This is a genomic window from Saccharopolyspora hattusasensis, assembly GCF_050972075.1.
Lineage (GTDB): Bacteria > Actinomycetota > Actinomycetes > Mycobacteriales > Pseudonocardiaceae > Saccharopolyspora > Saccharopolyspora hattusasensis.
On the sequence record NZ_JBPCDC010000001.1, the window covers coordinates 1,354,373 to 1,373,677 of the forward strand.

A 19,305-nucleotide genomic window follows, 5' to 3' on the forward strand; every position below is an offset into this window, starting at 1 on the left:
AGTTACCGAAATGAACTGCCGAACCGAGATCGGGACACTCATATGCAGTGGTTGTTGATCGCCGTCGCCGTCCTCCTGCGGACCGTCCTCTATGGACCTGGGTTACTTCTGTGGTGGTCGGTCCAAGCGAAATTCGGGCCCGAGGTCCGGCCGGCGATGATCCATCCGTGAGCCTCGACGTGGGTGGACTGGACGGGTGTTCGCCACTACAGCACCGACGCCCTCACCACCCGATGTGGGCGTGTGATCGCGCTTCCCGACGCCGGTACCGCAACCGCCGGGGACTGCTGGCAGTGCCGGCCGCCCGATCACCTCGTGTTCCAACCCGAACCCGCTGACCAAAACCTGTGAGGCTTTGAATGCCACACCGAACGTTCGCGCCCGACTACGCCACCACGTGGCGGTGCTCCGCCAAACGATGCCTGTTCACCGACTCGGACCCCGCAGTGGTCAGCCAGCACGAGCACGACGCCCACGGCCCCGCATGGATGGCCGCCGACCAGGCCCCGCAACAACCCGCAACCGGGGTGGTGAGCCCGCAGTGAGCTCCCTCTCTTTCCGCACGCTGGCCATTGCGGGGTGTCGCTGAAGCGTGTGGCGAGCCACCCCTGGTCGCCCCATGTCGTAGCAGTAGTCCCGAGGGTCACTCGCGATGCCTCATGTCACACCTGGCCGATGTGGGCATTGCCCACTTGCCCACGTAAGTGCATACTCGGATACACCACGACCAACACCACCTAGGGGGGCGCAGGGGAGGATGAGCTCATGAACGCGCTACCCGAAGCCGCATCCGGCTTCGAACGCGTGACCGAAGTCGAAGCTGACGAGCGTGCACGCATCGCTCTTGGCCGCGCAGGGGTCCACCGCAAGGATCGCTTCCTCGTCTTCAAGAACAGGGCCACCGGCGAGATCCGCATGATCCCGATGGCCAGCATCCCCGCACGAGAAATGATCATTTGGGAAAACGACGAGCTCCGCGCATCGCTCCTCCGCGGACTCGCTGACGCCGCCTCCGGCCGCGTCACCCGCCGTGACGACTACTTGGAAGGCGACGACGACGAGTGAGCGCACCTCCGTTCATCCTCGCCTACTCGGACGAGGCTATAAAGGTCATGGACGACCTTCAACACCCCAATCACGACAAAAAGTGGAAGAAGGTTCGCAAGACACTTCGACTGCTTCGTGACGTGGGCCCAAGCCACCCGGGTTTGCATTCACATAAGTACCACTCGATGGCGGGGCCGAATGGCGAGGATGTGTGGGAGTCGTACGTTGAGAACAGGACGCCAGGAGCCTGGCGTATTTTCTGGATATACGGCCCGGAAGCGGACGAACTTACGATCGTTACGATCGGCCCACACCCGTAGGTCTCCTGCACGATTGGCACAGAACGTCCCGGCCATCACCGGCCGGGGCGTTCTGCTATCTGCCTCAACAACACGCCATCCAGCGGTTAACGCTTTGGCGGTTCCCGTCTGGATCCAGCATCGCGTTGATCGTCGAGATCACCGCCGCCCGCTGCGCCGGCGTCAACCGCGCGACTTTCGCCGCCAACTCGGCGCCCGTCATAGTCGGGCTCGCCTCCAGATCAGGCGCGTCCTTGATCTGGCATTGCTACCGAGAGCAGGCCACGACCTTGCAAATCGAAACCAGCGAAGGCGAAACACGCCTCGCCGCCACCTTCGAGTCCGAAGACCTGAAAGGTCAGCTAAACGTGCGCGTGTATCCACCCGTGGCCATCCACGATTCAACACTGCGCGGCTAATCGGACCGCCATAGTAGACGCCCCCGCATGCTCGTGTGGGGGCGTCTTTGCGGGCCGTGACAGACAGTGTTACGCCGCAACTCAGCCACATGGCACGCGCCGCCAGTAAACGACACGAGATAGCAAAGCCAGTTACTATGACACCCCAAGATACTCGCGGCTTCTCATGTCAACCTGCGTGGTGTGAAGCGGAAAGCGGTCGCGGGGACCGGCACCCCGTAGGTGCGCAGCTGGTGGGCTCTGGTCACCACCGCCGCACCTTCCAGCAGATTGCGGGCGACCTGCACGACACTGCGGTTCGCCGGGTCTGCGAGGAAACTGCCGGCCGCCCAGCGGTTGAACGCTCCCGTTGCCGGCCCGCACCAGAGCTGGTAATCGGCGCGGCGCGGCGTCTCGCCATGGATCGCCCACCAGCTCGACCTGCCCAGGTACCACCGGCACACCAGCGCCATGCGGTGTTTCGGATCGGCCTCGGCGCGAGAAAGCTCGTCAGGATCCCGCTCCAGCCAGTAGCGCCGCGTCTCCGCCCAGACGTCCGCGATCGTGGCGCCCAGCACACTGCGTTCGAGCTTTTCGGCCTCGCGGTCGGGCATTTCGTCGAACGACCGATACTGCCGGTAGATCTGGTACAGCTGGTTCGCACGCGGGCCGAACATGGTGCCCTTGCGGAGCACCTGCACCTTGGCGCCAAGCTCGAACATGTCTGAGGCTGGTGCCATCATCACGTCCGCGATGTCGGCCGCCGCGAGCATTTCCTTCGCCTCCGCCGAGATTCCGGCCTCCAGGCAGGTCTGGTTCACCGACCCGGTGAGCACGTAGGCCGCCCCGGCGGCAAGGGCCGACGCGACACCGTGGGGCGTGCCGAGGCCACCCGCAGCACCGATCCGAACGTTGCGCCCATGCCGGAAGCGGGTGCTCAACGCATCGCGCAGCTCCATGATCCGGGGCAGCAACGATGCGAGCGGCCGGTTGTCGGTATGCCCACCGCTGTCGGCTTCCACGGTGATGTCCTCGGCCACGGGGACGCGCTTGGCGAGTTCGGCTTCGTCAGCGGTGATCCGGCCATTCACGACCAGCTCATCCAGCAGGCGCTGCGGTGCCGGGGCGATGAACTTCTCCGCGACCTCCGGGCGGGAGATCTTCGCGAACAGCCTTGTCCCGCGGACGATCCGGCCACTGCGGTCTGTTCGCAGTCCGGATGCTGCCAACTGGACCACCGTCGGAGTCAGATCCATGAACGCGGAGGCCGAAACCGCGGGCACCTGCTCCCGGAGGAGCATGTCGACCAGGTGCCTCTCCCACGCCGGATTCTGTGGCGCGTGGATGACGTTCACTCCCCAGTTCTGCCGGTCCGGCAACGCTTTCCGGAGGTTCTGCACCGTCGCCGTCACCTTGGGAACGGGGATACCGGCGGCGCCGAAGAAGCCGAGCATGTCCGCTCGTGCCATGGCGATCACCAGCTCCGCGGTTGCGATTCCGTTCGCCATTTCGCCCGCGACATAGGGAAACCGCGTGCCATGAACCTCGTTGAAGGAGCGGTCACCCAGCCATTCCGGGTACAGCGGCGGCAAGGTGGCCAGCACACGCCGACCGCGCGGGTCGCCGACGATGGCGCCGATTCCGTTGCCGGGCGTCGCGACGATCCGGACTTCTTCACGAATCCTTGCCACCACGTCGGCAAGCGGCTCCGGCGCTCCGGGCTGGACGACGCTGGGGGCCGTGGTCGAGGACATCTTCATCACTTCTCCAGCAGCGTCTCGTCGAGCACTTTCCGCAAGGTCGCGGCCAGCCCGCGCAGGTCAGCCCCGCCGATGATGGTGAAGTGGTTGCCGGGCACCTCATGCACGCGCAGTCGAGCCATCTGCACCGACGCCCAGCCGTTGTGGGGATCCCCCACCGGTATCGCTGGTCGCCGCGCCTCGCCGAACACTGGCGGAAAAGGTTCGACAGCGCTAAGCAACGTCATCGACAGATCAGACGGCTGAGGCCGGTAGGCGATGTTGGCTTCCAGATTCGACTGGAACACCGGCAGCAGCTGATCGAGTAGTCGATCGGCCGCTGCCGCGCCCATGATCCGAAGCTCCCTGATGACCAGCTCACGGCACTGCGCCGAAGTCAGTGCGGGATCCACCTTCAACGCATCCCCTTGGGCTCCCGACATCGCCCGGTGCACCGCCACCAGCTCCTCCAGCGCGGCACGCTCATCCCAAACCGGGGCGGTCTGCCCCCCGCGCGGAAGGTAACTGTCGATCCCCACCACCTCGGCGACCTCTGCCCCATCACGCCGCAACCGGCAGCCGATCTCGTACGCGACCAGACCACCGAACGAGTAGCCACCAATGACGTAGGGCCCACGCGGCTGGACCGCGTAGATGTCCTCGAGGTACCGGTCGGCGAGTTCCTCGACGGTCTTGAGGGCCGGCTCGCCGCCGTCATACCCGGGGGCTTGAAGCCCGTAGAACGGGTATCCTGGACCCAGATCATCGGCGAGAGCCTGTAGCTGATGCGCTGCTCCGACCGCGCCGCCGACGCAGAAGAAGGGCCGTGGCGGAGTCAGCGCAACGGCCAACACCGGTTTCCGCTCCGCCTCAAGCGTGTCGGCGTGCTCACCGTCCATCAGCATGACCAGTTGGCGTGCAACCGCTTCCAGCGTGGGATGTTCGAGCAACAGCGTTGGCGGGACGCGGAAGCCAAGCCAGTCGGATAGCTCGGCCTGCAGTCCGGTCGCGGTCAGCGAGTCGAGCCCGTAGTCATCCAGTGGGGCCTGTGGGTCGATCTCGGCCACGGGACGGCCGAGTTCGGCCGCGAGCTGCCGGGTCAGCCACTCCAGCAGCTCGGCACCGGAGCGCACCTGGTATCGCGGTGCGCCGAGCCGGCCTTGCCCCCGGCTGTCGTCGGCCACTGGAGCTGCGAAGTAGCGGCGCGCGAGATCCTGAGCATAAGCCACATTGGTCTCGATCAACTCGAAACCCAGGAGACTCCCGACGTGGTAAGTCTGCCGGTCTCCTTGCATGCGCTCGAGACGATCGAGAACACCTTCCTTGAGATCCGCGGCGCTGAAGTGCGGCATGAACGGCCATCGTCCGGCGACCAGCACCTCGGTAACCTGACCACCCATCGCGGCCACATCGGCACGAAGCTTCCGGACGATGTCCGCGGTGTCCAGGCCCCGCGCCCCATAGGAGTAGCAGGTGTAGACGTCCGTGTCGGCATACCGGTTGTGGTAGGCGACGCAGTGGCCAGGTGGCGGTGCCGCCTCCTTGGAGCGCACGAGATACATGCCGGCTCTGGGGAGTCCGGAAATCCGGCAAAGCACGGTGTAGTAGTCGATCGTGCGAACCCTCGACGCGATATCCCGCTCGTCGGCGGTGGCGTCGAGCACGTCGACGACCTGGTCGAGCGGAACGGACAGGACGAGCGAATCCGCATGTACCGGACCGGAATCGGTGTGCACGACGACGCCGCCGGAGGCGCGTTCGATCGATGTGATGCGCGTACCGGTGCGCACATCGGAAAGACTGTCGGCGACCCGCTGCCACAGCCTCCCGAAGCCGCCGGATACCGTGAAGGGTCCGGCATGGCCGGTGGTTCGCGGACCAAGGGAAACCAGACCGGTCATCTCGACATGTTTGACGAAGTAGAGCGCGGGGATATCGTCGTGCGGATAGCCGTATCCCGAGGCGGTGTAACCGGATCCGAGCGAATCCGTCATACCCAGAAGATCGTTGCCGACCACCCATTCCGATATCGGCTGAAGCAACGACCCTGCAGAATGCGCCAGACCGGCCGTCGCGATGCCCGGAAAGGACTGCTCCCGCAGTTGCGTGTACCGGGAGAACTCCGATCTCCGGAAGAATGCTGCACCCGGCGATCTGCGAAACCACCGGTCGGCGTCATATTCGTAGGTCGCTGTGGCTTCTTCAGTGTCGACACCGAATTCCGCCGCCAGTTCGGCAAACCGCTCGTAGCGCGGTGTGCAGATGTGGGCACCCAGATCGTAGGCATGCCCGTCGACGTCGATTGAGACGGCCTTACCACCGACGACCGGCTCGCGCTCCAACACCACCACGGTGTGCCCGAGTCGCTCCAATTCGCGCGCGACAGTCAGCCCGCTTGGGCCCGCACCGACGACACAGACTGTTGAGGTTAGGGGCCCCCTCGACCCGGTTACTTGGTCACGGGTGCCCCTGGCCTCAACCGTGGCCTCAACCCTGGCCTCAACCGGCGCCGTTCGCGCGGCGTGCATCTTCCGGTAGATCAGGGCACGGGCGTGGTTCACCGAGGCCGCTTCAAAGGGCGACCGGGCGAGCGCGATGCCAAGACCTTCCGGGGCCTGAGCCGGGTCGAACACCAGGGCTTTCGCCGTCTCGGTGTCGAGAACGGCGTCGAACCGCACTCGCGCGATCGTGTGGTATCCCGCAGACCACACGACCGATGGATCGAGCGCGGCCCGATTGCCGTCGGCGGAGTCGGTCACCGGATGCAGCTGGATTTGCAGCAGCGCACCGAATCCGCCGTTCGAAACCCGCTCGACGAGCTCATCCCGGAGGGCAGTCGGCGGTCGCCGATCAGAAGCAGACCTGGGGAGGAAATGCGGTGACACGGGCGGGAAAAGGCGATGGCCGGCGACGTGTCGTCCGCAGTCGGCGCTGTCTTCCGCCGGTACGAGCCGGTAACGCGCCAGCCAAGGACGCCCGGTGGCGTCCACGTGCACGCGCGGCGCCTGCGAGTGGTAGTGGTACCGCATGAACGAGACCGGATCGCGGACCTGCTCCCACAGCAGTTCCCCGGCGCGCGGGCTGGCCCGCACCATGTCCTGGCGGTCCTGATCGTTTCCCAGCAGGAAGCGCACGAAGGCCGCGGCGTTGCCGGCGAAAAGTGCGCGACCGGTGTTCAGCGTCAGATTGAACGGCGACTCCCCGGAACCATCGGGATCCAACCACAGCAGCGACACACCGCGGGTTCCGGGCGCGATGTCGTCCGGCGATTCACCGTTGCTGTACCTGGCAATCAGCGGGTACCGCTTGCCCGCCGCGAAGAACGGGTGCACGGCGATCCCGGTGCCGTCGACGAACTCGACATGCCCGCGCATGCAAGCGCCCGCACCGTGGAAGAGGCGTTTGCCGGTCGAGGTCACCGCGGTCTGGAATTTCCGGAGCAGTGCGGTGAAATCCGCGTCGACGTCGTGCAGTCGCGGATCATCCGGCCCGGTGCAAATCCGCAGCCCCGGGGCCAGAAGTTCACTACTCATCGGGCTGCTCCTCTGAACGCTGAAGGTACTGCGTGCGGCACGCGGCGCGGCGCACCTTGCCGCTGGTCGTCTTGAGCACCAGCCCAGGCGCGCCCACGACCACCTTGTCGCATGCGATCCCGTAGGAATCCCGGACCGTGCGACGGACCACCCGGGTTACCTCCCGGGCAGTGCCGGTAGCAGGCTCACCATCCGCCGTTTCCACGAAGACGATCAACCGCTCGCCCTGGCCAGATCCAGCCGAAGGAACCGAGAACGCGGCAACCCCACCCGGGCGGATCAGCGGGTGACACCGGCGAACGGATTCCTCGATGTCCTGCGGATAGTAATTATCGCCCCGGATAATAATCAGTTCCTTGAGTCGACCGGTAACGAACAACTCTCCATTGTGGAAGAAGCCGAGATCGCCCGTCCTCAGATACTCGCGTGGGTCCCCGCCGGAGACGCGAGCACGGAAAGTCTCGCGGGTCTCATCCGCCAGGCCCCAGTACCCGAGGGCCTTGGTGGGCGAGTCGACCCAGATCTCCCCCACCTGGCCGGTATCGCACGGGTTGCCGGTGCCGGGGTCGACGATGCGAACGTTGGCATCCTGCTTGGTAACCCAGCCGCTGCCATAGAAACCGGCGGCATCCCGGGTGGAGCCGTCCTCAACCGGCTCCACCCGGCCCTTCTCCAACTCGCGCTTGTCCACCCACAGCTGACCACCGCTGCCCATGCTCAGGCTCAAGGTGTGCTCGGCCATGCCGTAACCGGGGTGGAACACCGCAGGTCTCAGTCCGGTCGGCAGGAAAGCGTTCCAGAAACGCTCCATGGTCTCCGGTAGCACCATTTCTCCGGAGGAACCGAGAATTCGCACGGAGCTGAGGTCCCATTCGGCGCGCTGCTCCGGAGTCGTCTTGCGGACCATCAGGTCGTAGGCGAAATTCGGCGCCGACGTGTGCGTGGCGCGCACCCGGGACATGACATCGAACCACACCGAGGGCCGCTGCAGGAAGCTCAGCGGAGACATCACGTAGGTCCGCCCGGAGTTCCCCGCGATGGTGTTCAGCAGGAAGCTGATCAGTCCGAGGTCGTGGAAGTGCGGAACCCAGGTGACCGCGACCGTGTCGTCACCCAGGCCCAGATCCGCTGCCAGGAACTGCAACTCGTGGCCGATGTTGCGGTGGCTGACGATGACGCCCTTGGGGAACCCCGTCGATCCGGACGTGTACTGCAGGAAGGCCGGCTCGTCCGGGTCTGCCGGGTTGTACCAATGCCGCGGCACGACCACGTCCACCTCGCCGCCGTGGCGTGAATCGGTGGCCAGCCACGGAATCCCGGGTATTTCGGGCGCTTCGGGCGGCAATGGGCGTGCTCTCAACGCCGCATCGATCGCCCCCTGGTAGGCATCGTGAGTGAGCACGACACGCGCACCGGAGCTGGTGGCGACAGCCGCCAAGGCCCCGGTGTCCTGCGCGAGTTTCAGCGGGTTTGGCGGTGCGACCGGAACCGGAATCACTCCGCACGCCAGACAGCCGAGGAACGCGCTGATGAAATGCAGCGATGGCAGGTACACCAGCAACGCCCGGTCGCCACGCCGGACGCCCTCTCCTTCCAGGAGCGACATGACCCGCTGCGCCTCTTGAGCCAGCCGGCGCACCGTCATCGACTCGGCATCGCGGCCGTCGTCGTCGACGAACACGAAGAGCTCGCGGTCCATGTCACGCTCGTGGAGATCGATGAACGCCGACAGAATCGTGCCTGCTCCGAGGCTCGGGGCCGGGTTCGGATCCGGCTCAACTTCCAAATGCATGGCGAGTCTCCCTGTCTACGGCCGGGCCGCGAACCCACTTGATCCGCCCAGCCGCTTATGCTGGCATCTCCCCTGACGCCCCGGACGCCCTGTGCGGACGGCCTTGCGCCACAACCAGCCCAGTCCGACCTGGACACCAAAATGCTAGGAACCTCGGTGCGCGGACGAAACGTCACCATCCCGGAGCTGCCTGATCCGACAGCCCTTCCTGCCTACTCGTCCAGCAGCGTAATCTCGTCAGCTGTTCGGCTGCTATGAGACCCAAGAAGCTCACGACGAGCACCCAAGACATTTCGGCAAGTTGGTGAGCTCTGCCCCACGCCGCCACCCCGGAGGTGCCGCTTCCGAAAGATGTCTCATAGGCATGTTTTCGTTGCCCTTTAGTTCCCACCCCCGGGCGGTCTCTTGCCGAGAGCACGCCCGGAAGGTTAAAGATTTGAACAGGACAGGCAACCGCGACAGTGTGAGCGGGTTGGCCCTGCGAGGAGCGCATGAACCAATACGTCAAGGTCGTGATCGTCGGTACCGGCTTCGGAGGACTCGGACAGGCCATCCAGCTGGAGAAGGCCGGCATCCGGGACTACCTCGTCCTGGAAAAGGCCGATGACGTGGGCGGCACGTGGCGGGACAACTCCTACCCCGGATGCGAGTGCGACGTCGAGTCGCACCTGTATTCGTTGTCCTACGAGCAGAAACCCGACTGGTCACGCAATTTCGCCGCCCGGTCCGAAATTTTTGCCTACCTGAGCAACATCGCGGACAAGCACCGGCTGAGGTCTAAGATCCGATTCGGAGTCGGTTTGACCGCGGCGACCTGGGAGCCGGACCGATGCAGGTGGCGGCTCAGCACCACGACAGGCGAAGAACTCTGGTGCCAGTTCCTGATCTCCGCAGTCGGCGGACTGCACGTCCCCCGGCTGCCCGAGCTTCCTGGCATCGAAACTTTCAACGGCCCGGTCTGGCATTCCTCGCAGTGGAACCACGACTTCGACTTCGCCGGAAAGCGGGTCGCTGTCATCGGCACCGGGGCATCCGGGATCCAGCTCGTGCCACCGATCGCGGCCGGCGCAGCCAAGTTGTACGTCTTCCAACGCACTCCGCACTGGGTGCTGCCCAAACGCAACCGAGATGTTCCCGGATGGCTGCGGGTGTTGTTCAAATACATCCCCGGTGTTCAGCGCGTCTACCGCAACAGGATCTACTGGCGCCGGGAGATGCGCGCGCTTGCGTTCAACGGGCGCTTGGACCTGTGGCAGGGGCCCGAGTCGATCGCCAAGCAGCACATCGCCCGGCACATCAAAGACTCTGCTCTGCGGGAGAAACTGACGCCCAAGTACACCATGGGCTGCAAGCGGGTATTGTTCTCCAATGACTACTATCCGGCCCTGGCCAGGGACAACGTCGAGCTCGTCACCGACAGCGTGGCCGACGTTCGGGCCGACTCGGTGGTGGACGCGTCCGGCGTCGAGCGCGAGATAGACGCGATCATCTACGCGACCGGCTTCCGCATCACGGATGCGTTGGACTACCTCCACATCGTCGGCACCGACAGGCGGTTCTTAGCCGAAGAATGGGCAACCGGTGGCATGCGTGCTCATCTCGGCACCACCGTTGCTGGATTTCCGAACATGTTCTTTCTGCTCGGGCCGAACACCGCTGTCACCCATACATCCGTGATCTTCATGCTCGAGGCACAAGCCAGGTACGTGGTGAACGCGATCAGGTTGGTCGACAAAAGCGGCGCTGCGGCACTCGATGTTCGGCGCGACGTGCAGGAAGGGTTCCAGACAACGATCCAGCAGAAGCTGGTTAAGGGAGTCTGGGCCCGGGGTGGCTGCACGAACATCTACCACGATGTGGCAGGCGTCAACCGAGCCATTTGGCCGGGCTTCACGTGGCAGTTCTGGCTGGCAACCCGAAGGGTGCGGCGCGAAGACTACCGTCTGCTCCATCGCGCACCGCAGGATAGGCGCCTCGAGGCCAGCGAGAGCACCCCGGCTCGGTGAAATCCGCCAAGCCAAGCGCTGTCGGTGGATCACGCCGACGAAGCGGACTGCCGCTCTGCGATGCTCCTCCAGACTTGGAAGTCTGGCGGCTGGAGGTGCCACCTCATCCGGAAGAAGTTGAACGCGCTTCCTCCCCGCCCTGCGGACGGGGCATCCGCGACACATCCTTGCGGCGATAACCCGCCGATGCCCTTCCGTAGGTATTGGTCTCGATGCTCGAACGCGCGTGGATGTCTGCGGCCTTACTCCCGATCCCAACCCAAAACCACAACAGGCTCACAGCCGCTCAACATGCCCCCTCACCTCTCACCTGACGGTGTGGTTCAGGCACGGACGTGGTGCCACCCGGTGGGCTCGTCGAAGTCGTCCGGGCCGCCGGGGCGGCCCCGACCAGAACATCGGTGGTTGCCACTCGGTTGGGCGAGGGGTGTGCGGTTGGGCGAGGGGTGTGACAATTTCGCGAGAAATTGACGTTCACCCGGGTGACGGTCAATTTCTCGCGAAATTGACACCGTCCTCTCGGGCCGAACACCGCTTTCACCCAGCAGACGATCGAGTGGCACGCGGACATCCGTGATCTTCATGCTCGAGGCACAAGCCAGGTACGTGGCGAACGCGATCAGGTTGGTCGACAACAGCGGCGCTGCAGCACTCGATGTTCGGCCGCGAAGCCAAGCGCTGTCGGTGGATCACGCCGACGAAGCGGACTGCCGCTCTGCGATGCTCCTCCAGACTTGCGAAAGCGGCTCTCGCGAGAGCGGCTCAAGGAAGTCTGGCGGCTGGAGGTGCCACCTCATCCGGAAGAAGTTGAACGCGCTTCCTCCCCGCCCTGCGGACGGGGTATCCGCGTTACATCCTTGCGGTGATGACCCGCCGATGCCTTTCCGTAGGTATTGGCCTCGATGCTCGAGCGCGCGTGGATGTCTGCGGTCTTACTCCCGGTCTTCCACAGCGTTTCTCCGATACCCGACCTCGGGAACGCGGTGTTGCTGGCCGCTGAATTGACCCCGCCGCGCAGCGCGCCGGTCGCTCCCTGCAGCAGCACGCCCTTCCACATGTCACCGGGCTGGCCGTTGCCCCTGGCCACCTCGATGCCGGACTTTACCGCGCCGCTGGTCATACCGTTGATGGCATCCTTCGGGACATCGTAGAAGAGAATTTCCTGCCAGCTATTGCGCGAGCCGAACGAGGCACCCCACGCATTGTTATTCCGCACGAACGCCAGCCGCTGGCGGAAGGTGGTCTGGTCACGGGCGGCGATGCGGGCCGCATCAAGCTGGTCCCAGGCGTCAGCCCGGAATCTCGCGAGGTCGTGAGCGGCTTCGCTGCGCGCAACAGCGTCTCTGGCGGTCTGCACGTTCCGCTGCCATTCGAGGAGGCCCTGCCGGGAGGTGTCCAGTGCGTTCTGGGCCTCGCGTAGACCACCGGAGGCCTCGGCGAGCGCGCGGCGGGCGGCGTCCAGCTGCTGAACGCCGTCCTGAATCCACTCCGGGTTGCCGGACGCCCGGTACAGGTCGAGCGTCCTGCCGACGGCGCCGACCCGGTGCATGGCCTGGTCGACCGCCTCGCGGTGCACCAACACGGCGCGTTCGCGCGTCGCCACGTCCGTAACGGCTCGAGAGAGTTCGTCGACGGCTATGGTGTGCTCTGCGAGCGCGTGCCTGTGGTTGTTGCGTGCCAGGGTGAGCTCGTCGGCGAGGCGCCTACCTGCATCGGGCGTGTCCTTAACGCCGAGGTTCGCCGCGTTGTCGTACGCGGTCTTGACGTTGTCGAGCAAGCGTTCCGACTCGGAAGGCGGTGGATTGGGCGGCTTCTGCTTCGGTGCCGGGCCTATTTTCATGACGAAGTTCTTGGCCTGACTCTCGAAGGTGACGAACTCCGGCAGGCCGTCGGACCCCCGTCTCGCGTTGCCCGCACCGTCCAGCACCTTCGATATACCGCTCTTTTCCAGACCGCCGACGAACGCACCGCCCAGACCACTGACTCCAGCGCTGATGAACACCTGAGCCGGGTCGATCTTCTTGCCCAGGAGACCCGACGCCGTCAGGTTCGCCGCCAAGTCGATCCCCATGTCGCGGACGCCCTCGACCAAAATCCGGCCGTAGCCGACGCTGAGCCGTTCGCTCTTCCAGGTCAGCTGCGAGACCTCGACAATCCACGTGCGGGTACGCACCAGGAAGTCCACCAATACCCGCAATGCCTGGGCAAGCAATTGCAGCACGCGGACGCCAGTGCTGACCAGATACGCAAGCCAGGCCTGTGCCCAGGCTAGCAGTGCCGGAAACATGGCTGCTGCGGCGTAGAACGCCAACGTCGCGGCGATCAAAACAGCCAGCTCAACGATGATTTGCGTTACCCTGACGTGCTTCCTCGCGTGCTGCTCCTGCTGCGCGGCCACCACTTCCGTGGTCTGCGCCATTCGTTCAGCGCGATGCACAACCCCCCGCATGCGGTCGGTGAAAGCGTCCGCCGCATCACCTGTCCACTTCTGCAGGCCGACGCCGGTAATCTCGGCTACCCGAGCGCTGTGCTCGCACAGGTAAGCCGACAGGTCGGCCCAGCCCTGGGCACTGCGGTACAGAGCCTGCGCGTCACCCCCGGGGTTTCGGAGACCGACCTCGGACAGCGCGTCCTGCGACATTAATTCGCGTCCTTCATCAAGTTTTGTCGGCCGTCTCTGTGGCCGTGGCGTCCACGTCGGAGAAGTGCCTGGCCTCGTCCTCCAAGGCGTCCGCAACCTCCACGACTTCGCGGTGCATCTTCATGAGCTGTTCCAGCGTCTGCGCGGTGGTTTCCCGGTACTCCCGTTCGGATTCCACGGCGTCCGGCGTCGCGCCGTACGCTCCGCGCGTGGGCTCCGCCTCGTTTTGGAACTTCAGAATCCGCGCCCTCAATTCGTCGGCCGTGGCCCGGAGCTCCTGGCTCATGCGCCGCAGGTTCTCCACGTCCACACCGACAACGTTGGACACGGTCTTACCTCCTCCGATCGGTGGGCCACGCAACCGAAGATGCCAGACAACAAGGCCGTTGAGGCCCAACTTCACCAAACCGACCGAAGCCAATCGGCAAATGTTCACTCGCGGTCCTTCACCGCGTTCCTTAGAGCAGAAAGGACACCGACACGTCGTGCCCGCGCGCGGACGACTTGCGGACGCGCCAACCCCTCGACTCGGGGAAGCGTGCGTGGCGGCCAAAAAAGAGGGTGCCGCATACGCGTTTGTCGTAAGTCACATTCTGATTTCCTCACCGGCCTGAAGCTGACGGCCGATGCGCATGGAAAGCTGGTGATGGAACTCACGGCGCGCATCGGCGACCCGCGCATGAGCGCGAGCCACCGTGATCCCTGCCCCATCCCGTTCCGGCTGCCTTTCTCTTCGCGGAGAGGTTTCGTTGTGCCCGCTTGAGTTTCTTCTCCGCTTTGGCGAAGGATCTTAGGCGCAGTGATCTTCGTAACGTCAGAGAGACCGCAGCCCGGTATCCGGCAGGCACGTCCTCTGTGGATTGATTGGGTGGCAGGTCCGCTCCATGTTCGTTCCGACGATGCGGGCCTTGGTGAGTGCACGATCATGCATGACATGTCGGACAAAGAGACCGGGCCGCGCATCCTGATGCGCATGGAACGTAAGAACTTGATTTCGCGCGTCGATTCCCCGGAAAGACTAGACGAGTTATAAACAACCTGACCGGCTGGCGCAAGTCGATCCGGTCCGCACAGCAGACAGCGTGTGCGGGACGGCCGACCCGCTCCTGATAGTACCGAGCGCTGTAGGCATGACCAGGGAACTCGCCGGGCACGTTGCCGACTCCCACACACCCGTGTGCCGCCTGCGGGACGGTCCCGTTCGCAGGCGGCCCCTGGCTTGTTGATCCCGAGTAGGCACGCTGTTTCACCTGCTCGTCGACGACGCGACCCTCAGCTGCGGGGTGGTGCCGCCAGGCCTGTGGGTGTGCGTGCAGGTGCGGGCGAGGTGTCGATTTCGCGCGAAATCGGCGTCCCACCAAGGCGGCCCGGAGGTGGTGCGCTAGCGGTTGCGGCCTCTTGTGTGCACCGGAATCGGGGGGGACCGCCAGTCAGGTTGATCTCCTAGACGCGGCTCGGTTCGTATGTGTGCTGCGCCCCGGCACGCCGCGCACGCCTCCCCCTTCCGAACCGAGCCGTCGCGGCCGGTTGGCAAGTTGTTTGGGGTCCTTCCTGGCTTGCCAACCGGCCGCACCCGCCTCACCGGCAGACCCCCGGACGGTCGATTGATTTGATACGGAAAGTCCGGACGATCGATCACGAAGTGAGAGTGTTCAACCACCGTGCCGAGCCCAGGGCGTGTGCAACGTTGATCTGAGGGTTGCGGCGGGTTTCTGTCCAGGTGGGACGCGAGACGAGGGCGCGGTTTCCGGTGGGGAGATCATCGGGTCGTCCAAGCCGTGACGGTCTATCCAGCAGCCGCGCTCTCGTGTTCTTGGCTTCCCTGCATCCGATTGTGCTTGACCGGCCCACCCTCACAGTCGAGTCCTTGCGAGGTCGTGTGGACGGGCTCTGGAGGCGGTGGGCGGCGAATCCTGTATGGGTTGCCGTTGCTGCCGGCCCTGCCGGCCCTGCCGGCCCTGCCGGCCATGGCGGTGCTGGCGGTGACCGCCGGTGCGAAGATGTTCATCGAGTCCGCCTCGGCGGAGAGAACCCGCAAGTTCCATTGAAATCGAACCTTCGATTTCAATGGAACTTGCGGAACGTCGGCGTGTCGCACCCCGACACGCCGATGCCTGTGGACAACCTCCGCAATTTCAATGGAAATCGTGGGCGGGCACGGACGTGCCAGGGCCCGCAGCCTGGAAGGTCCTTGTTCTGGACGGAAACCTGCGAACCGATCTGCTCGGGGGGCCCGGCAGGGCATCCGGATGGCGCTGGCGCCATCCGAACGGCAAAGCCGCCGGTATCGAAACGGTCCACCACCTGGCCAACCTGCCACCCACCTCCCTACCCGAAACGACCTAAACCGGACAGGTCAACCTTGCACACGCCCTGGTGCCGAGCCGAGGAGTAACCGAGTATGGCAACCGTCCGCATGCACCCGATCCAGCTTGAGTACAGCGTTACGAAAGACGACACACAGACATCGCCGAACACGATTGCCGAACCATTCAAAGGCCAGCAGTGAGGCCAAACCAACGCACGAGGAAATTCAGTACTTAAATCACCGTCACCTTGCCCATTCGCGCAATGAGTGCTCGATTGCCTCTTGACAAATGCACTCCCCATGAGCTTTTTCAAACCTCTTCTTGCGTTGCGGTGCGGGTAGCCAGGGTAGCGAAACCTCAGCGGCCTCTCGGCTGTGGGATCCCGGACTTGTGATGACCAGGACTTGCATATGACCAATACGCGGAGTCCGGGGTGTCCTCGCGTAGAAGTCCGCTGGCGGTGCCGGTTGCGGGGGTGGGCCAAGGCGGCTACGCCGCTTGCGGCAGCCTCGCACCGTGGGCCTTCCACCTCGCGGCTACGGATAAGGCTTAATGGAAGACAAAAAGATTGGCCGGCCTGAGCCCAAAGCCGTTGAGCTGTGATACGGCGCTTAGCGCCGTATGCCCGGCCTGGACACTCTGCGTCCCGGCCGGGCATACGGTTCTAATTCAGTGTGCCGTCAGGCTTCCACCCAGCCGTTACGCTGCGCGAACGCCACGAGCTGACTGCGCACTTGGAGGATCTGCCCGCCCGTCATACTGGGCGCAGCCTCGATCAGCACATCCGTGATCTTCTGGGAGAACTCGGCTGCCGACAGAACTTCGCACAGCTCCTCGTCGTCACGTTCCTGTTGTTTGACGGGCAGGATCTGCGGCGCAGGTGTCTGCGAAACCGCGCCGAGCAACCGCACAGCCACGGCCTTCGTGCCCTGGTTGCTGGAGGCTGCCTCGAACTGCACCCGCATGCCACCCTGGAGGACCTGCTTCAGTTGTTCGTCCAGAATCGACGCGTGCAGGAACACGTCCTCACCGCCAGCATCCGGTTCGATGAAACCGAATCCCCTGGTCCCGTCGTACTTTACGATTGTTCCTGTCTTCACCGCTTCCGCCCCTTAAACCGCTAGTGCCTACCGCACCGCCAACAATTACCCCCGAAGTATAAGGCCCCCCGCGCAAAAAGCAAAGACCGGGTCCAGGCAACCGGCGTACTCCGGGCCGGATAAAGTACGAGAGCGCCGTCACGAGTCCCCGAATCGCCCGTGACCGCCGTCCCGTGCCGGTCTTCCCTGAGCGCGGCCTGCTGGCGCGCGGAGACACCGAAGCCGGGCACTTCCCGGCACGAACCGCAGTCGATCCGCCCGGACGGGCACCGAAGTTTGCCCTTGTTGCTCTTGCGGATTCATCGACGCCGGCAACTTATATGCGATTCAAGCGAAATTGATCAGTATTTCGCGGGTTGCCGACACGGTCGGTGAGCCCGGCGGTGCGCTGCACGTAATCCCCCGACGTCGTCGCCGATGGGATGGCACGGTGCCCCGGTTCGTGCCCGGGTTCTGCTCAGGCTGGTGGTTCCTTGGTGCATTGCCGCGATCATGCCCGATCGCCGTAGCGGGTCTGGCCGGAACGTAGCGCGCCTGACTGCTCCTGTGACGCGTATCGCAGCAACCCTGCGCTGGGCGAACGGACGGGGGAGACGAGGCAAAGTCGCTGAGCCGAATGGTCAATCCCGGTTGTTGAGACAGATAATGGCGCCGAGTTTCAGGCATGGTAGGTCGACGGGTTTGGACGGAGGAGGGAACATTGGAGAAGGTCGATCTGCCCGAGGACGCGGTATCCGTGCTGCGGCAACTGGAGACCGAGATGTCGGAGGCTCGCGAGTACGTCGTGCGATGCCGCGCGGCGGGCAATGAAGAGGCTGCCCATCTCCACGACGTGTGGATCGACCTCCTCCTGGAGGAATGGGGCCGGTGCCGACTGTTCACGCAACCGACCTGATCAGGCAAGCAGGCGTGAAGGTGGCGTAGAGAATTTGTGAAGGGGATCTTCCGACACTGAGACCACATCGTCGCGGAGCGTGTGGGAGATCCTGATGGACCGAGTTCGAGTGGCTGTTCTGGCCGAAGACCCGATCACCGTAGCCGGTCTGGCGAGTTGCCTGAAGTCACGGGAGGAGTTGTTCGTGGCGCCGAACCCGGCTGAAGCCGACGTGATCGTATTCGCTGCAGACCGCGTCAACGCCAAGGTCCTGGCCGAGTTGAGACTGTCAGCACAACAGGTGTCGGCGCCCAGAGTGCTGGTGACCAACGAGGTCAACCCGGCCGATGTACTCAGCGTGGTCGAATCCCGCGTGGTGGCCGTGCTGCCTCGAACCTCCGCGACCGGTACGAGGCTGACCAACAGCGTGGTCGCTGCGGCCAAAGGCGCCGGGACGATGCCCCCGGATCTGCTTGGTGAGTTACTCAAGCAGGTCGACCACTTGCAGCGTGAGGTGCTGACGCCTCGGGGTTTGAACGCTTCCGGTTTGACCAACCGGGAAGTTGACGTGCTGCGGCTGATGGCCGACGGCATGGACACCGCGGAGATCGCGCAGAAGCTGTGCTACTCGGAACGAACGGTCAAGAACGTCATCTACGGGGTGACCAGTCGACTCAACCTGCGCAATCGGCCACACGCGGTGGCGTATGCGATGCGAGCCGGAGCGATCTGACCAGGAACAGGAGGCAGGTCGACGCGTGTCCGGCTGCGGGCAGCACTGGCCGAGCACGAAGTCCTGGTTTAAGACGAGTGGTCACCCGCCGTACTCCGCTCCACAGGCCAGGAGGTCTTCGACGGAGCGGTGTCCGTACCACCCCTGGACGTCGGGCAGACCACTACCGTCTACTTCCAAGTCGACTCCACCCGAGCGAGGCCCGGCGATCTGTCGATCGAGTTCGAACTGCGTCAAGAATCCGACGGTCAGACCGTGACCAGCCGCGGCACGGCGGCGATCACAGTGCAAGGCGGATCACCCGCTCGCCGGCCAGACGACCGCGCCATGCCCGGCTGCCGCACAGCCATTACTCCAACGCAAAACCTGCCCCGGGCGGCCACCACCTTCGTCCAGGAACACCCCGGTGCAACAGCCAACGGGCAATAGGAATTAGCGCGTCACGGCTACCTGATGCTTTCTTCAGACGTTGCGAAGTGTCAATTGCCTCAAACCGTAGAGGGTTGATTTTGTAGGGATGTTGTCCGATGTTGGTCAGCGCCGCGCTGCTGGGGCGGGCGGGGCCGTGGGTTCAGCCCGTGCCGCTGCGCGGACGTGGTGCTGGTCCAGCCCCAGCCGCCTACGCCGAGGCCATTCGCTTCGTACGCCGGGTGATCTGGGCCACGCCCGCTGACGGGACCGATTTTCCCGGTGCCGGACACGTGCTCCGCATCCGCCGCGACACCTTCGACCACCTCAGTAGCCGGATCAGCAAGGAAGCGCGCACGGCGTAACCAACCCGACCGGCAACCGGACCCGCCCCGAACGCCGCTCCCGGATACAAGGAAATCGAGA

General features: G+C 64.5%; 14 protein-coding genes. 8 read left to right on the forward strand and 6 right to left on the reverse strand.

Going from position 1 to position 19,305, the window contains the following annotated elements; all coding sequences use genetic code 11:
• The first annotated feature begins 359 nt into the window (after nt 1-359).
• The 3 genes from ACRXBZ_RS05595 (at nt 360) to ACRXBZ_RS05605 (ending at nt 1,765) form a co-directional block, all read left to right on the forward strand.
• Nucleotides 360-545 carry a hypothetical protein gene (locus ACRXBZ_RS05595; RefSeq protein ID WP_433878111.1) on the forward strand — a complete coding sequence of 62 codons (186 nt, stop codon included), beginning with the start codon at nt 360-362 and terminating at the stop codon, nt 543-545.
• 220 nt (nt 546-765) lie between these two features.
• Nucleotides 766-1,065 carry a hypothetical protein gene (locus ACRXBZ_RS05600; protein ID WP_433878112.1) on the forward strand — a complete coding sequence of 100 codons (300 nt, stop codon included), beginning with the start codon at nt 766-768 and terminating at the stop codon, nt 1,063-1,065.
• Nucleotides 1,066-1,492: 427 nt separating this feature from the next.
• Nucleotides 1,493-1,765 (forward strand): hypothetical protein, encoded by a 273-nt coding sequence (locus ACRXBZ_RS05605; RefSeq protein WP_433878113.1) that lies wholly within the window; start codon nt 1,493-1,495, stop codon nt 1,763-1,765.
• Between the two features lie 164 nt (nt 1,766-1,929).
• Here ACRXBZ_RS05605 and ACRXBZ_RS05610 read toward each other — a convergent pair whose 3' ends face one another.
• The 3 genes from ACRXBZ_RS05610 to ACRXBZ_RS05620 are packed head-to-tail and all read right to left on the reverse strand — an operon-like array spanning nt 1,930 to nt 8,808.
• Entirely contained in the window at nt 1,930-3,498 is a 1,569-nt protein-coding gene (locus tag ACRXBZ_RS05610) for a PfaD family polyunsaturated fatty acid/polyketide biosynthesis protein (RefSeq protein WP_433878114.1), read from the reverse strand.
• 5 nt (nt 3,499-3,503) lie between these two features.
• Entirely contained in the window at nt 3,504-7,016 is a 3,513-nt protein-coding gene (locus ACRXBZ_RS05615) for an FAD-dependent oxidoreductase (protein ID WP_433878115.1), read from the reverse strand.
• Complete coding sequence (locus ACRXBZ_RS05620; protein ID WP_433878116.1) at nt 7,009-8,808, reverse strand: fatty acyl-AMP ligase; 1,800 nt, start codon at nt 8,806-8,808, stop codon at nt 7,009-7,011. Before ACRXBZ_RS05620 ends, ACRXBZ_RS05615 begins: the two co-directional genes overlap by 8 nt.
• Before the next feature lie 491 nt (nt 8,809-9,299).
• On the opposite strand from ACRXBZ_RS05620, the gene ACRXBZ_RS05625 reads away from it, so the two are divergent.
• On the forward strand, nt 9,300-10,814 hold the full coding sequence (locus ACRXBZ_RS05625; protein ID WP_433878117.1) for a flavin-containing monooxygenase: 1,515 nt from the start codon (nt 9,300-9,302) through the stop codon (nt 10,812-10,814).
• Nucleotides 10,815-11,607: 793 nt separating this feature from the next.
• Here ACRXBZ_RS05625 and ACRXBZ_RS05630 read toward each other — a convergent pair.
• Together ACRXBZ_RS05630 and ACRXBZ_RS05635 are read right to left on the reverse strand one after the other, a co-directional pair.
• Nucleotides 11,608-13,455, reverse strand: coding sequence for a hypothetical protein (locus tag ACRXBZ_RS05630; RefSeq protein ID WP_433878118.1), 1,848 nt, complete (start codon nt 13,453-13,455; stop codon nt 11,608-11,610).
• Nucleotides 13,456-13,471: 16 nt separating this feature from the next.
• Nucleotides 13,472-13,783, reverse strand: coding sequence for a hypothetical protein (locus ACRXBZ_RS05635; protein WP_168584162.1), 312 nt, complete (start codon nt 13,781-13,783; stop codon nt 13,472-13,474).
• 1,594 nt (nt 13,784-15,377) lie between these two features.
• Between ACRXBZ_RS05635 and ACRXBZ_RS05640 the strand changes: the two genes are divergently transcribed.
• Nucleotides 15,378-15,503: a hypothetical protein gene (locus ACRXBZ_RS05640; RefSeq protein WP_433878119.1), complete on the forward strand. Its 126-nt coding sequence runs from the start codon at nt 15,378-15,380 to the stop codon at nt 15,501-15,503.
• A gap of 941 nt (nt 15,504-16,444) precedes the next feature.
• Here ACRXBZ_RS05640 and ACRXBZ_RS05645 read toward each other — a convergent pair.
• Nucleotides 16,445-16,864, reverse strand: a complete 420-nt coding sequence (locus ACRXBZ_RS05645) for a cold-shock protein (RefSeq protein ID WP_168584165.1) — start codon at nt 16,862-16,864, stop codon at nt 16,445-16,447.
• Nucleotides 16,865-17,564: 700 nt separating this feature from the next.
• Between ACRXBZ_RS05645 and ACRXBZ_RS05650 the strand changes: the two genes are divergently transcribed.
• The 3 genes from ACRXBZ_RS05650 (at nt 17,565) to ACRXBZ_RS05660 (ending at nt 19,244) form a co-directional block, all read left to right on the forward strand.
• Nucleotides 17,565-17,759, forward strand: coding sequence for a hypothetical protein (locus ACRXBZ_RS05650; RefSeq protein WP_168584166.1), 195 nt, complete (start codon nt 17,565-17,567; stop codon nt 17,757-17,759).
• A gap of 94 nt (nt 17,760-17,853) precedes the next feature.
• Nucleotides 17,854-18,471 (forward strand): helix-turn-helix transcriptional regulator, encoded by a 618-nt coding sequence (locus ACRXBZ_RS05655; RefSeq protein ID WP_168584167.1) that lies wholly within the window; start codon nt 17,854-17,856, stop codon nt 18,469-18,471.
• A 527-nt stretch (nt 18,472-18,998) separates the two neighbouring features.
• Nucleotides 18,999-19,244, forward strand: a complete 246-nt coding sequence (locus ACRXBZ_RS05660) for a hypothetical protein (protein ID WP_433878120.1) — start codon at nt 18,999-19,001, stop codon at nt 19,242-19,244.
• Nucleotides 19,245-19,305 lie beyond the last annotated feature (61 nt).

What these genes read in the sequence shown, in the direction of transcription:
- ACRXBZ_RS05630 (WP_433878118.1), bottom strand. Translation starts at nt 13,455, where the DNA reads ATGTCGCAGGACGCGCTGTCCGAGGTCGGTCTCCGAAACCCCGGGGGT.
- ACRXBZ_RS05660 (WP_433878120.1), top strand. Translation starts at nt 18,999, where the DNA reads ATGTTGGTCAGCGCCGCGCTGCTGGGGCGGGCGGGGCCGTGGGTTCAG.
- ACRXBZ_RS05615 (WP_433878115.1), bottom strand. Translation starts at nt 7,016, where the DNA reads ATGAGTAGTGAACTTCTGGCCCCGGGGCTGCGGATTTGCACCGGGCCG.
- ACRXBZ_RS05595 (WP_433878111.1), top strand. Translation starts at nt 360, where the DNA reads ATGCCACACCGAACGTTCGCGCCCGACTACGCCACCACGTGGCGGTGC.
- ACRXBZ_RS05625 (WP_433878117.1), top strand. Translation starts at nt 9,300, where the DNA reads ATGAACCAATACGTCAAGGTCGTGATCGTCGGTACCGGCTTCGGAGGA.
- ACRXBZ_RS05600 (WP_433878112.1), top strand. Translation starts at nt 766, where the DNA reads ATGAACGCGCTACCCGAAGCCGCATCCGGCTTCGAACGCGTGACCGAA.
- ACRXBZ_RS05655 (WP_168584167.1), top strand. Translation starts at nt 17,854, where the DNA reads ATGGACCGAGTTCGAGTGGCTGTTCTGGCCGAAGACCCGATCACCGTA.
- ACRXBZ_RS05610 (WP_433878114.1), bottom strand. Translation starts at nt 3,498, where the DNA reads ATGTCCTCGACCACGGCCCCCAGCGTCGTCCAGCCCGGAGCGCCGGAG.
- ACRXBZ_RS05620 (WP_433878116.1), bottom strand. Translation starts at nt 8,808, where the DNA reads ATGCATTTGGAAGTTGAGCCGGATCCGAACCCGGCCCCGAGCCTCGGA.